Source organism: Mycobacterium interjectum (assembly GCF_900078675.2).
Lineage (GTDB): Bacteria > Actinomycetota > Actinomycetes > Mycobacteriales > Mycobacteriaceae > Mycobacterium > Mycobacterium interjectum.
The window spans coordinates 3753847-3766547 of the sequence record NZ_LT546237.1 but is presented as its reverse complement, the minus strand read 5'-3'; the positions used below and the strand labels follow the sequence as shown (position 1 = coordinate 3766547).

Genomic DNA, 12701 nt, shown 5'->3' with positions numbered 1-12701 from the left:
TGCTTGGTAGGTTAGCCTACAGGGCATGCAGGACGTCGAGGAGTTCCGGGCCGAGGTCCGCGGTTGGCTCGCCGACAATCTGGTCGGCGAATTCGCGGCGCTCAAGGGGCTCGGCGGCCCGGGACGCGAGCACGAGGCGTTCGAGGAACGCCGGGCCTGGAACCAGCACCTCGCCAAGGCCGGACTGACCTGCCTCGGGTGGCCCGTCGAGCACGGTGGCCGCGGGTTGTCCACCGCGCATCGGGTGGCTTTCTACGAGGAGTATGCGAAGGCCGACGCGCCGGACAAGGTCAACCACTTCGGCGAGGAGCTGCTGGGCCCGACGCTCATCGCGTTCGGGACGCCCGAGCAGCAGCAGCGCTTCCTGCCGCGCATCCTCGACGTCACCGAGCTGTGGTGCCAGGGCTATTCCGAGCCCGGCGCCGGCAGCGACCTGGCCAACGTCGCGACGACCGCCGAACTCGACGGCGACCAATGGGTGATCAACGGCCAGAAGGTGTGGACGTCGCTTGCGCACCTGTCGCAGTGGTGCTTCGTGGTGGCGCGCACCGAGAAGGGCTCCAAGCGGCACGCCGGCCTGTCGTACCTGCTGGTGCCGCTGGACCAGCCCGGCGTGCAGGTCCGGCCGATCGTGCAGATCACCGGCACGGCCGAGTTCAACGAGGTGTTCTTCGACGACGCCCGCACCGACGCATCGATGGTGGTCGGCCAGCCCGGCGACGGCTGGCGGGTCGCGATGGGGACGCTGACCTTCGAGCGCGGCGTCTCCACACTGGGACAGCAAATCCGCTACGCCCGTGAGCTTTCCAACCTTGCCGAGCTCGCGCAGCGCAACGGCGCCGCCGACGACCCGTTCGTCCGGGAGCGGCTGACGCGGGCGTGGACCGGCCTGCGGGCGATGCGTTCGTACGCCCTGGCCACCATGGATGTCGAGCAGCCCGGGCAGGACAACGTGTCGAAGTTGTTGTGGGCCAACTGGCATCGCGACCTGGGTGAGCTGGCGATGGACGTGATCGGCAAGGCCGGCATGACGCTGAGCGACGGCGAATTCGACGAATGGCAGCGGTTGTTCCTGTTCACCCGCGCGGACACCATCTATGGCGGGTCCAACGAGATCCAGCGCAACATCATCGCCGAGCGGGTGCTCGGCCTGCCCCGAGAGGTTAAGGGATGACTCTGTCCGAAGCGCCGAAAGAGATTGCCGGACACGGCCTTCTGGAAGGCAAGGTGGTCGTCGTGACCGCGGCCGCGGGCACCGGGATCGGTTCGGCGACCGCGCGCCGCGCCCTGGCCGAGGGGGCCGACGTCGTGGTGTCCGACCACCACGAACGACGGCTGGGGGAGACCGCTGACGAACTGAGCGCACTGGGATTGGGCCGGGTCGAAAAGGTGGTGTGCGACGTGACGTCCACCGCGCAGGTCGACGCCCTGATCGACTCGACCACGGCGCGCATGGGCCGGTTGGACGTGCTGGTGAACAACGCCGGGCTGGGCGGTCAGACGCCGGTGGTCGACATGAGCGACGACGAATGGGACCGCGTGCTGGACGTGACGCTGACGTCGGTGTTCCGGGCCACCCGCGCGGCGCTGCGCTATTTCCGCGAGGCCAAGCACGGCGGCGTCATCGTCAACAACGCCAGCGTGCTGGGCTGGCGCGCGCAGCACTCGCAGTCGCATTACGCCGCCGCCAAGGCCGGCGTGATGGCGTTAACCCGTTGCAGCGCAATCGAAGCCGTGGAGTACGGGGTACGGATCAACGCGGTGTCCCCGAGCATCGCACGGCACAAGTTTCTCGACAAGACGACCTCGGCCGACCTGCTGGACCGGCTGTCGGCGGGCGAGGCGTTCGGGCGCGCCGCCGAGCCGTGGGAAATTGCTTCCACCATCGCGTTTTTGGCCAGCGACTACTCGAGTTACCTGACCGGAGAGGTGATCTCGGTCTCCAGCCAGCACCCGTGACCGGGTTGTTGCGCAGCAGACGAGTTTGTGAAAGCCGCGACGGCTTATCGGCGTGTCGCGTCGTGGCTTTCACACTCGGTGCCGAGGCTGGGCGTCAAATGAACAGTCGGCGAAAGGCTGGGAAGTCGCGGGTGACCATCGCACTTCCCTCGTGCCTACTCGAGTTACGTCATCGGCCGGGTGATGTCGGTATCAAGCCAGCATCTGTGAGCTAACCAGTTAACCCCGCAAGCAACTTTTCGATGTTAAACACGCCCGAAAAACCGGTGTTGCTGTTCAACAAGCCCGACCCGAGGCCGCTAATGATGCCGGCTGGCAGGCCAAGGCTTTCGATTGCAGCCGTGACGCCGTTGTTGAAGAAGCCTGAAATCAGACCGTTATAACCGAACGCAAAGGTGGGAGCTAGAAGACCGCCAACAGCGCCGCTGGCGACGTTGTTGAAGCCCGACATGCCACCGGCGACGGAGATGGCGAGACCAGCGGGATTATTCACGACAGCGCCCTGGGCCGTGTTGTTGAAGCCCGAGATAGAGCCGTTGTAACTCTCAGAGAGAGGTGGTATCGCCCCGGTGCCGACAGCGCCGGTGGCCGAGTTGTTGAAGCCCGAGACGTTGGTACCCACGTTATTGAAGCCCGAGTGAGTGAGGCCGGAATCGGTGCTGATCCCGAAGCCCGTGTTCACGTTGCCCGAATTGACGAAGCCCGTGTTCACGTCGCCTGAATTCCAGAAGCCCGTGTTCAGGTTGCCCGCATTCCCTATGCCCGTGTTGCCGTAGCCGGAGTTCCCGAAGCCCGTGTTGCCTGGTTGTGGAACTAACGGGTTGGCCAAGCTGTTGGCGATGCTGCCGCCCGAGTTCCCACCGCCAGTGTTCATGTCGCCGGAGTTTCCCCAGCCGGTATTTAGGTTGCCCGAGTCACCGAAGCCGAAGTTTCCGCTGCCCGTGTTCCCCAAGCCGATGTTGCCGAACCCGGAGTTCCCGATGCCGAGGCCCTGCAGCTTGCCCAGGTCGGCGGGATTGATATTGGCACCCGAACTGAAGATACCGAGGTTGCCGTCGCCGGAGTTGAAGAAGCCGATGTTGCCGTTGCCCGAGTTTCCGAAGCCGATGTTGCCGCTGCCCGAGTTCAGGCCGTTGAAATGGAACTGACCAGTATTGGTGTCGTAGAAAGCATTTCCGAGACCGACCAGATTATTGCCGGTGAGGCCGAAACCGATGTTGTTGTTGCCGCTGTTGCCGCCGCCGACGTTTGAGTTGCCCGTGTTTCCGAGACCGAAGTTGCCGTTACCGAAGTTGCCCAGACCAAAGTTAGCGCCCGGATTAGAGCTGGTGAGGGGGTTGCCGAGGTTTCCGAAGCCGATGTTTTTGGTGCCGTTATTCCCGAGGCCGAAGTTGGAGTTGCCGAGGTTCCCGAGGCCGAAGTTGGAGTTGCCGAGGTTGCCGCTGCCGACGTTGCCGCTGCCTTTGTTGCCATTGCCAAGGTTGGCATTGCCGAGGTTCCCGACGCCCAAGTTGGGCAGGCCCGCCAACAGGTCTTGCAGGGCCTGCGCGGGCGTCAACTGAGCCGCCGCCGCGGCGGCGCCGGCGTGGTAGCCCACCATGGCCTCCACGTCCTGGGCCCACATCGCCTCGTAGTCGCCCTCCAGTTGGGCAATCGCCGGCGCGTTGAGGCCGAACCAGTTCGACATCACCATCTGCACGAACGAGTTGCGGTTCAGCTCGACCATGACCGGCTGGATCGTGGCCGTCTGTGCCGCCTCGAACGCACTCACGATCGCCCGGGCCTGCCCGGCCGCCCCCGACGCTTGCGCCGCCGCCGCACTGAGCCATCCGGTATACGGGGTGGCAGCGGCCGACATCGCCTGAGCGGCTGGACCCTGCCAGGCCTGCCCCGCCAACCCGGACGTCACCGAGTTGAACGAGGACGCCGCAGACCCGAGTTCGGAAGCCAAGCCGTCCCAGGCCGCGGCGGCCTGCAGCATCGGAGCCGAACCTGCGCCAGCGAACATCCGCAGGGAATTGATCTCCGGCGGCAACATCATGAAGCTCATCACACACCGTCCTTTCAGCCCGACAGGAGGGGGTATGAGAAATAACGCTAAGCCGATCGCGGCGAATAGTCTCGCGGTTTACTAAACTGGATCTAATAACGTTTGCTAAATTGGATGCGCTAGCTTTTACCAAACTGGATCTAATAAAATTAGCGTCACCCCCCGTGGACGACAGCGGTACGCGCTTGCGAAGCGGCTCAAGCATTTTGCGTGGTGGCGACTCTCGGATAGGCGAACCTCGATCGCCGACGTAAACCACCGAGCAATCGCCGCAACTGACTTAAGTCAAAACGAGCCCGCTACAGCCGTTCGCATTTGAAGAGCCCCAAGTTCGAGCCGCTAATGCGGGCCAAGAAGCTGGCGGGTCGCCGTTGTTCCGGACGTCTCGCTGCCGCCATCGATGACAATGCCGAAGGGCGGCGGTGCGGAGCGCTGCGGTTTTGCGCCGGACAGGTTGTCGCCACACCAGGACGCCGCGGTGGGTGAGCGCGTCTTCGCGACGGCCGCATTGGCCGAGCAAGCGCTTGGTTGATACCCTGATCGAGTGGACCGAGTCGCCGGTCAGGCAAACAGTCGCCGAGACGAGTTGTTAGAGCTCGCCGCGAGCATGTTCGCCGAGCGCGGTTTGCGCGCCACCACGGTACGCGACATCGCCGACGGTGCCGGCATCCTCTCCGGCAGCCTGTATCACCATTTCTCCTCCAAGGAGGAGATGGTCGACGAGTTGCTGCGCGGCTTCCTGGATTGGCTGTTCGCGCGCTACCGGGAGATCGTCGACAGCGAGCCCAATCCGCTGGAGCGGCTCAAGGGGCTGTTCATGGCCTCGTTCGAGGCGATCGAGGATCGCCACGCCCAAGTCGTCATCTACCAGGACGAGGCCAAACGGCTGCTGTCGCAACCGCGGTTCTCCTACATCGAGGACATGAACCGGCAGCAGCGGAAGATGTGGGTCGAGGTGCTCAATCAGGGCGTCGACGAGGGCTATTTCCAGCCCGACCTCGACGTCGACCTGGTCTACCGCTTCATCCGTGACACCACCTGGGTGTCGGTGCGCTGGTATCAGCCCGGCGGACCGCTCACCGCACAGCAGGTGGGGCGGCAATATCTCGCCATCGTGCTTGGCGGCATTACCAAAGAAGGAGTCTGAAAGATGCCCGAGGCATACGTCATTGACGCTGTTCGTACCGCGGTTGGCAAGCGCAACGGCGCGCTGGCCGGGGTGCATCCCGTCGACCTCGGTGCCTACGGCTGGCGCGGACTGCTGGACCGCGTCGACGTCGACCCCGCCGCCGTGGACGACGTGATCGCCGGTTGCGTCGACGCCATCGGGGCGCAGGCGGGCAACATCGCCAGGCTCTCGTGGCTGGCCGCCGGTTATCCCGAAGAGGTTCCCGGTGTCACCGTGGATCGGCAGTGCGGTTCCAGTCAGCAGGCCATTTCCTTTGGCGCGCAAGCGATCATGTCCGGCACGGCCGACCTCATCGTGGCCGGCGGCATGCAGAACATGAGCCAGATCCCGATCTCGTCGGCGATGACCGTCGGCGAGCAGTTCGGGTTCACCTCGCCGACCAACGAGTCCAAGCAGTGGCTGCACCGGTATGGCGACCAGGAAATCTCGCAATTCCGCGGCTCGGAGATGATCGCCGAGAAGTGGAACCTGTCGCGCGAAGAGATGGAGCAGTACGCGCTCGCCAGCCATGAGCGTGCGTTCGCGGCGATCCGCGGCGGGCACTTCGACAACGAAATCATCGCTGTGGAAACCGAATCCGGGCCGTTCCGGGTCGACGAGGGCCCCCGCGAGTCGTCGTTGGAGAAGATGGCCGGCCTCAAGACACTGGTCGAGGGTGGCCGGCTGACGGCGGCGATGGCCAGTCAAATTTCAGACGGCGCCAGCGCGGTGCTGTTGGCTTCGGAGCAGGCCGTCAAGGACCACAAGCTGACCCCGCGGGCGCGCATCCACCACATCAGCGCCCGCGCCGCCGACCCCGTGTTCATGCTGACCGGGCCGATCCCGGCCACCCGCTACGCGCTGGAAAAGACCGGGCTCTCAATCGAAGACATCGACACCGTCGAGATCAACGAGGCGTTCGCCCCGGTCGTGCTGGCCTGGCTCAAGGAGGTCAAGGCGGACCCGGAGAAGGTCAACCCCAACGGCGGCGCGATCGCGCTCGGCCATCCCCTGGGCGCCACCGGGGCCAAGCTGTTCACCACGATGCTCAACGAGCTGGAGCGCATCGGCGGCCGCTACGGGCTGCAGACGATGTGCGAGGGCGGCGGCACGGCCAACGTCACGATCATCGAGCGGCTCTGACCCCCCTCCGCCGAGCGTGCGTGTTTGTACACCGACACGCCGCAGATTGCGTACAACTGCGCACGCTCGACGCGGCGGGTGACTGATCAGCCGCGAGCCGGATCGAACTCGAGCACTTCGGTGAGCCGAATGTTGTTGCCGGACGGGTCGCGGAAGGAAGTGTCGATACCGTAGGCCTGCGGCGTGGGGGGATCGTTGAATGTGACGCCGCGAGCGGACAATTCGTCGTAGGCGGCCTGGCAATCGTCGGTCTCCAGGAACAGGGTGCCACCGGCGCCCTTGGCCACCAGCTCGGCCAGTTGCGCGCTGGCGGCGGCGTCGAGCATCGGCGGCCCCGGAACGGGCATCAGCACCAGCCCGACGTCGTCCTGCTCGACGGGCCCGATGCAGAGCCACCGGAAGTTCCACGCCTGCATCGTGACGTCAGCCCGCACCTCCCAGCCGAGCGTCTTGGTGTAGAACTCCAGCGCCGCCTCTTGGTCGTGCACCCAGAACTGAGCGTTGGCAATCTTAAGCATCGGATCTCCTGACTTCGTCGCGTTGCATCGACGCTACGGACGACGCGCGTTTGTCGTCTTCTCGAAACGTGCGGTTTTGCGGCCGCCCGTAGGCAAGCGCGACGCAGCGCGGAATTCTCACGTGACGCTCGGCGGGTGGGAAGGTGGCCCGATAGCCCTGTGGCGTCACGCCGAACATGCGGCGAAAGCTCGTGGTGAACGAGCCGACGCTTTCCCAACCCACGGCGATGCAAACGGCGGCCACCGTCCAGTCGGTGGTGCGTAGCAACGCGGCGGCTCGTTCCAGCCGCCGCGTCAGCAGGTACTGGTGCGGCGACTCGCCGAACGCCTGCTTGAAGCGTCGGCTGAAGTGCGCCGGAGAAAGGCCTGCGGCCGCCGCCAGGTCGGCGACGAAAAGCGGTTCGTGGTAGCGCGCGTCAACAAGGTCTTTGGCCCGAAGCAGGTGCCGGGCCACCGGTGCGGATGCCACCCCCATAGTCTGCCCGCCGTCACCGCGCGGCCAGCACCAGCGCGATCCCGCCGAGCGCCAGCAGCCAACTTGTGAAGCTGCCCACCAGAAAGTACTCGGTCACCTCGTCGATGCCGATATCCCCGTCGCGGTTCTTCTGGGCGCTCAGCTCGGGAAAACGGATGATGCCCTTGGCGGCGACGACGGCACTGGCCGCGGCCACCTGCCCGCCGGCGCCGAGGCTGAGGATCAGCAGCCGTTCCATCGGGCCCAGCAGCCGGCCACCCTTGAGGCGGTCCGACGGCTGCGGCCGGCCGGCCGGGCGCACCGCCCCCCCCGAGCCAAGGACCAGGCGCACCAACTGATTTCCGGTGGCGAACTGCATCAGCACCACACCGAGGATCATCAGCAGCCGGGTTGGTGTCACGTGGCCCAGCGGCAGCTGCGCCCACGCCGACCACCGCCCGACGACGCCGCCGACCCCCGAGGACCAGCCGGACAGGACGATCAGCAGCGCCAGCGCCGCGACGAACACGGCCAACGGGGCCGCCTGCTGCCCGCCACTGCGCTCGCTGCGCAGGCATAGCCACTCCCAGACGACTGCCGCGGCGGCCGCCACCAGCAGCAGCGGGATATCGCCGCGATGCCACAGCGCACCCAGCGCCGCGCACACCACCACCACGGCCGGTGCGGTCGCCAGCGCAGGCCACGACCGGCGGACCGCCCGCCGGCACAGGTCGGCGATTCCGACCGCGAGCAACAGGACCGCCACGGCGCTCACGGCAGGCCTCGAAGATCTTGCGAGGCAACGACAATCAGGTCCAAACCGTCGCGGGCCGCCCGTTGGGACACCGCGGACGGGCTGATCCCCTCGGCCGCGGCGAGTTCCTTTTTGGTCCGGCCGGTCATCAAGCCCCTCACAATTCGCAACGATCTTTCATCGAGTGATCCAAGCAGATGGTCCCGACAAATCAGGGCCGCGTTGACGGCGGCGACATCGGCGCGCGTGTCGGCGTCCGCCCGGAACGTCGTGCGCACCAGCGTGAAGCCGGGCTGCCGCTGGGTCTGTGCCGTCTGCTGGATGGCCTCGCGCGCCGTCCACCAGCCCGGACCGTCCTGGATTCCGGCCTCGGCGTCGAGGACGGTGACCGTGCCCCAGCCGATGCCGAAACGGACGTCGATCTCCGGGGCGAGCAGCAGGCGGATGGTCAAAGCCGCGTCGATGGCGGCACCGAGCGTGGCGTAGCTGCCCTGAAACTCATCGCCGACCGTGAAGGCGGGCGGGTCGATCGCACCGGCCGCGACGTGGTGCAGGGCGTCGGCCACGCGCCGATGCAGGGCGGGCCGGTCACCGGCCCGCCTGGACCCCACCACGTCGCCGATCACCGTCGCGCGCAGTAGAGGGACGGCCTTCACCGTGGACATATGAAGATTATAGCTTTATTAATACCGAAGTTAGGGAATAGCTTAATCCGCTGGCCGGTCCTCGACCCTGAGGTACTGCTCGATGCCGACCCGCTGGAAGGTGCGGCGCCGTTGGTCCGGCAACTGGGGGAGGGCCGTCGCGGCATCGATGATCGTCGGCTGCACCACGTCGTGGCTCTCGCCCCGAACACAAATCGTCGCCCGCCCCGTGGCGAGCACGTTTTGCAACCAGTCGACTCGGGTGCCGTAGGGCAGCGGGATGATGAAGCCGTCGGGCACGCGCTCGGCGACGACGGGTGTCGCGTACTGCTTCCCCGAGCGCCGTCCGGTGTGCCGGATCGCGGCCGCGTACCAATGCTTGTGGCCGGCCAGCCGCAGCATCACCGGGTTGAGCAGGTGTCTATTGGAGGCGCGAATCGCGTTGCGCAGCGGGGTGGGCCAGGAGGCCGGGGCCAGCGTCATCATCCATCCAGGATGATGCCGCGCCGTCGGGCGGGCCAGGGCCGTTGGTCCTCGGCTCAGGGCTCGTCGATCCGCGCGGCGGCGGCCCTCAAGTGGGTGATCGCGTCCTGCACGATCGACTCGATCAGCTCGGCGCACGACGGCAGGTCGTCGAGGATGCCGGCCACCTGCCCGGAGGCCAGCACCCCGGCCTCGGTGTTGCCTTCGACCAGCCCGGCCTTGAGCAGCATCGGTGTATTGGCCGCCATCACCACCTGCGACCAGGTCAGCTCCTTGCCGTGGCGCATCGCGAGACCGTCGCGGATCATCGACGCCCAGGTCATCTGCGACATCTTCTTGAACTTCGCCGCATTGCCCACCGCCGCGGCGAAACCCCTTACCGGCGAGCCGCTTTCCAGCTTTTCGACCAGCCCGGTGCGCAGTACCCGGTGCGGCATGCCGTCAACGCGGGTGGTGACCACGGTGCCGTCCAGCGCCGCCTCGAGGTAGCGCCGCTTGACCGCCTCGGGCACGGTGGAATCCGAGGTGAGCAGAAAGCGGGTGCCCATCGCCACGCCGGCGGCGCCGTAGGACAACGCGGCGGCGAGCCCGCGGCCGTCGAAGAATCCGCCCGCCGCGATCACCGGGATCCCGGTGCCCTGCACGGCGTCCAGCACCGACGGCAGCAGCAGCGTGGTCGCGACGGGTCCGGTGTGCCCGCCGCCCTCGCCGCCCTGCACGATCATCGCGTCGGCGCCCCAGCCCGCGACCTTGCGCGCGTGTTTGGCCGCGCCGATCGACGGGATGACCACCGCCCCGGCCTCTTTCAGCCGGGCGATCAGCTCCTGCTTGGGCGCCAAGGCGAAGGAGGCCACCTTCACGCCCTCGCGGATCATCAGCTCGACGCGGTCGCCGGCGTCTGCGGCGTCGGCGCGGATGTTCACCCCGAACGGCTTGTCGGTTGCGGCCTTGACCTTGCCGATGGCCGTCGCCAACTCGTCCAGCGTCATCGTCGCCGAGGCCAGGATGCCAAGGCCGCCCGCGTTCGCGGTGCCCGACACCAGCCGTGCGCCGGCCACCCAGCCCATCCCGGTTTGCACCACCGGGTGCTCGACACCGACCAGCTCGGTCAGCGGCGTGCGCAGCCTCATGAACGTATCTCTCTGTCGCGCAATGCCTTCGGGTCGATCACCTCGCGGATCAGGCGCAGCTCGTCGTCGGTCGGAAGCCTGGTCTCCTCGGCCTCGTCGAGGCCGTCCACCCCGAAAGACGTGTTCTCGCGGACATCGTCGGGGCTCACGCCGGGGTGCAGCGAGACCGCGCGCATGGTGTGGTCGGGGCCGTTGAAGTCGAACACTCCCAGGTTGGACACCACCCGATACGGGTTGGCGAATCGGAACGCCGGGTTGTCGGCGTCGATCTTGTCCCAGCCGATGCCGCACACCACGTCGACGGTCTCGCAGAACACCCGCTTGGAGTGGTTGCCGACCCAGTAACTGGTCGAGTGGTTGATCGCGTTGCCGGGCGCGCCGCGCAGCCCGAACATCTGCCTGGTCGGGTGCTGCAGCGGGCCGAACGCCGAGATGTTCTGATTGCCAAAGCGGTCAACCTGATTGGCGCCCATCACCACGTGGCGGCGCCCCCAGGCCAGGGTCTCGAACACCCGCCCGAACGGCATCCAGCCTTCGATCGCCCCGGTCTTGCCCAAGGCGGGGGTGTCCGCCAGCAGCTGCGCCTCGCCGTCGGTCAGCAGGATGTCCGGCGAGAAGGTCAAGCGCGCCAGCCGCGCGCCGACGGCGGCCATGTTCGTCATCGGGCTGATCATGATTTCGCCGGCGTCCCTGAACAACTCGGCGCAGGCGACCGCGCAGATCTCGGCTCGGGTGCTGCTCACTTGGAGGCCTCCTCTGCGAATGCGCGAACCGCGGCCTGGTAGTCGTCCTCGCCGCCGGACAGGTAGGTCGCGACGAACTGCCGCCAGCCCACGTCGGTGGAGGCCGCCTCGGCGTAGTGCCGCTGGAACTTCTCGTCGCGGCCGTAATCCGGTGCGGCGGTGGTGAAGTGGGCACCGCCCGGGGCTTCCACCACCGCATCGGCCATCATTCGGTTCACCAGCAGGGCCTGCGGGGGCACCGCCTTGATGAGCTCCTCGGTGGAGACGATGCGTTCCACCGACAGGTAGCGCCGCTTTGCGGCCATCAAGAACAGGTCGTCGAAGTAGGGGTCGATGCCGGTGTAGGCGGCATTGCCTTGGCTGTCACCGAGATTGAGGTGCACGAAGGCGGCGTCCAGGCCCAGGGCCGGCATGGCGAGCAGCGTCTCGTGCCCGCCGCCGGGCGCCGGATAGGGGCTGGCCACCGTCCGCAGTTCGCCCTCCCAGAAGTCCGGGACCGAACTGCCCAGCCCGGCGCGGATCGGCAGGAACGGCAGCCGCTGCGCCGCCGCCTGCAACCCGCAGCGCAGCATGCCCTCGTCCATCTCCCGTGCCTCGATGGCTCCGCCGGTGCGCGCCTTCGCGAACCACGGATCGTAGAAGGGGGCGGAGTCCAGCGACACGAATCCGTAGTAGACCCGCTTGACCTTGCCCGCCGAGCAGAGCAATCCCAGGTCGGGCCCGCCGTAGGTGACCACGGTCAAGTCCCTGACGTCGGTGCGCAGCATGGCGCGCACGAACGCCATGGGCTTGCGCCGCGATCCCCAGCCACCGATGCCGATCGTCATGCCGCTGCGCAGTTGCGCGACGGCCTCGTCGAGGGTGGTGCGCTTGTCGCTCACGACTTTTCGCCCTTCGTGGTGCCGGCAAAGGCGTCGCGGTGCTCGTCGGAGACCCCGGCGAGGTTGAGCTCGAACGTAAAGCCTTGCTCCATGCGGTAACTCGAGTTGACCCGTTGCACGTCGATGAGGTTGAGCGCCTCCTTGGCGGCGCGGATGACGCGCGTGTCCTTGGCGGCGATGTCGCGGGCCACCCGCAACGCGGCCTCGTCCAACTGATCCCGAGGCACCACCTCGTGCACCGAGCCGAAGTGGTGCAGGGTGGCCGCGTCCACGGTGGCGGCGGTGAAGAACAGCCGCCGCATCATGTGCTGGGGCACCAGGCGCGACAGGTGGGTCGCCGCGCCGAGCGCGCCGCGTTCGACCTCGGGCAGGCCGAAGGTGGCGTCGTCGGAGGCCACGATGACGTCGGAGTTGCCCACCAGGCCGATGCCGCCGCCGACGCAGAACCCCTTGACCGCCGCGATCACCGGCACGGCGCATTCGTAGACCGCGCGGAACGCGGCGAAGCAGCCGCGGTTGGCGTCGATCAGGGCGGTGAAGCCCTCGGTGCGCTGCATCTCCTTGATGTCCACACCGGCGTTGAAGCCGCGGCCCTCGGCCCGCAGGATCACCGCGTGGGTCTCCGGATTGGCGCCGGCCGCCGTGATCGCGTCGGCGAGTTCGAACCAGCCGCGCGACGGGATGGCGTTGACGGGCGGGTAGTCGACGGTGACCGCGACGATGCCCGGTTCGGTGATGGTGGAATTGATCGTCATTGCACTTCCTGGGTGGGCT

Annotated in this window: 14 protein-coding genes; 4 read left to right on the top strand and 10 right to left on the bottom strand. The window is 67.0% G+C overall.

Features of this window, described 5'->3' with window-relative positions:
* Nucleotides 1-25: 25 nt before the first annotated feature.
* Complete coding sequence (gene ipdE1, locus BN4348_RS52515) at nt 26-1174, top strand: acyl-CoA dehydrogenase IpdE1 (protein WP_066916422.1); 1149 nt, start codon at nt 26-28, stop codon at nt 1172-1174.
* On the top strand, nt 1171-1959 hold the full coding sequence (gene ipdF / locus BN4348_RS52510) for a (5R,7aS)-5-hydroxy-7a-methyl-1-oxo-2,3,5,6,7,7a-hexahydro-1H-indene-carboxyl-CoA reductase (protein ID WP_066916420.1): 789 nt from the start codon (nt 1171-1173) through the stop codon (nt 1957-1959). The genes ipdE1 and ipdF overlap by 4 nt, the downstream gene beginning before the upstream one ends.
* A gap of 211 nt (nt 1960-2170) precedes the next feature.
* Here the strand turns inward: ipdF and BN4348_RS52505 are convergent, their stop codons facing one another.
* Complete coding sequence (locus BN4348_RS52505) at nt 2171-4009, bottom strand: PPE family protein (protein WP_276002619.1); 1839 nt, start codon at nt 4007-4009, stop codon at nt 2171-2173.
* 544 nt (nt 4010-4553) lie between these two features.
* Here BN4348_RS52505 and kstR2 point away from each other — a divergent pair.
* The gene (gene kstR2, locus BN4348_RS52500; RefSeq protein ID WP_066916416.1) at nt 4554-5156 is read left to right on the top strand and encodes a TetR family transcriptional regulator KstR2; all 603 of its coding nucleotides are present in this window, start codon (nt 4554-4556) and stop codon (nt 5154-5156) included.
* Between the two features lie 3 nt (nt 5157-5159).
* A complete protein-coding gene (gene fadA6 / locus BN4348_RS52495; RefSeq protein ID WP_066916414.1) occupies nt 5160-6320 on the top strand; it encodes a steroid 3-ketoacyl-CoA thiolase FadA6 in 1161 nt (386 codons plus the stop codon).
* 86 nt (nt 6321-6406) lie between these two features.
* On the opposite strand, the gene BN4348_RS52490 is transcribed toward fadA6, so the two are convergent.
* The 9 genes from BN4348_RS52490 to echA20 are packed head-to-tail and all read right to left on the bottom strand — an operon-like array spanning nt 6407 to nt 12682.
* The gene (locus tag BN4348_RS52490) at nt 6407-6838 is read right to left on the bottom strand and encodes a VOC family protein (protein WP_066916412.1); all 432 of its coding nucleotides are present in this window, start codon (nt 6836-6838) and stop codon (nt 6407-6409) included.
* Nucleotides 6831-7307, bottom strand: coding sequence for a helix-turn-helix domain-containing protein (locus BN4348_RS52485; protein ID WP_372514004.1), 477 nt, complete (start codon nt 7305-7307; stop codon nt 6831-6833). Before BN4348_RS52485 ends, BN4348_RS52490 begins: the two co-directional genes overlap by 8 nt.
* A 19-nt stretch (nt 7308-7326) precedes the next feature.
* Entirely contained in the window at nt 7327-8067 is a 741-nt protein-coding gene (locus BN4348_RS52480) for a hypothetical protein (RefSeq protein WP_066916408.1), read from the bottom strand.
* Nucleotides 8064-8711 carry a SatD family protein gene (locus BN4348_RS52475; RefSeq protein WP_066916406.1) on the bottom strand — a complete coding sequence of 216 codons (648 nt, stop codon included), beginning with the start codon at nt 8709-8711 and terminating at the stop codon, nt 8064-8066. The genes BN4348_RS52480 and BN4348_RS52475 overlap by 4 nt, the downstream gene beginning before the upstream one ends.
* 42 nt (nt 8712-8753) lie before the next feature.
* Complete coding sequence (locus BN4348_RS52470) at nt 8754-9176, bottom strand: nitroreductase/quinone reductase family protein (protein ID WP_084454505.1); 423 nt, start codon at nt 9174-9176, stop codon at nt 8754-8756.
* Between the two features lie 53 nt (nt 9177-9229).
* Nucleotides 9230-10303 carry a (3aS,4S,5R,7aS)-5-hydroxy-7a-methyl-1-oxo-octahydro-1H-indene-4-carboxyl-CoA dehydrogenase gene (gene ipdC / locus BN4348_RS52465; protein ID WP_066916404.1) on the bottom strand — a complete coding sequence of 358 codons (1074 nt, stop codon included), beginning with the start codon at nt 10301-10303 and terminating at the stop codon, nt 9230-9232.
* Entirely contained in the window at nt 10300-11046 is a 747-nt protein-coding gene (gene ipdB / locus BN4348_RS52460; RefSeq protein ID WP_066916402.1) for a cholesterol ring-cleaving hydrolase subunit IpdB, read from the bottom strand. The genes ipdC and ipdB overlap by 4 nt, the downstream gene beginning before the upstream one ends.
* Nucleotides 11043-11927, bottom strand: a complete 885-nt coding sequence (ipdA, locus tag BN4348_RS52455) for a cholesterol ring-cleaving hydrolase subunit IpdA (RefSeq protein WP_066916400.1) — start codon at nt 11925-11927, stop codon at nt 11043-11045. The genes ipdB and ipdA overlap by 4 nt, the downstream gene beginning before the upstream one ends.
* Nucleotides 11924-12682, bottom strand: coding sequence for a (7aS)-7a-methyl-1,5-dioxo-2,3,5,6,7,7a-hexahydro-1H-indene-carboxyl-CoA hydrolase (gene echA20 / locus BN4348_RS52450; protein WP_066916398.1), 759 nt, complete (start codon nt 12680-12682; stop codon nt 11924-11926). Before echA20 ends, ipdA begins: the two co-directional genes overlap by 4 nt.
* Nucleotides 12683-12701: the final 19 nt, after the last annotated feature.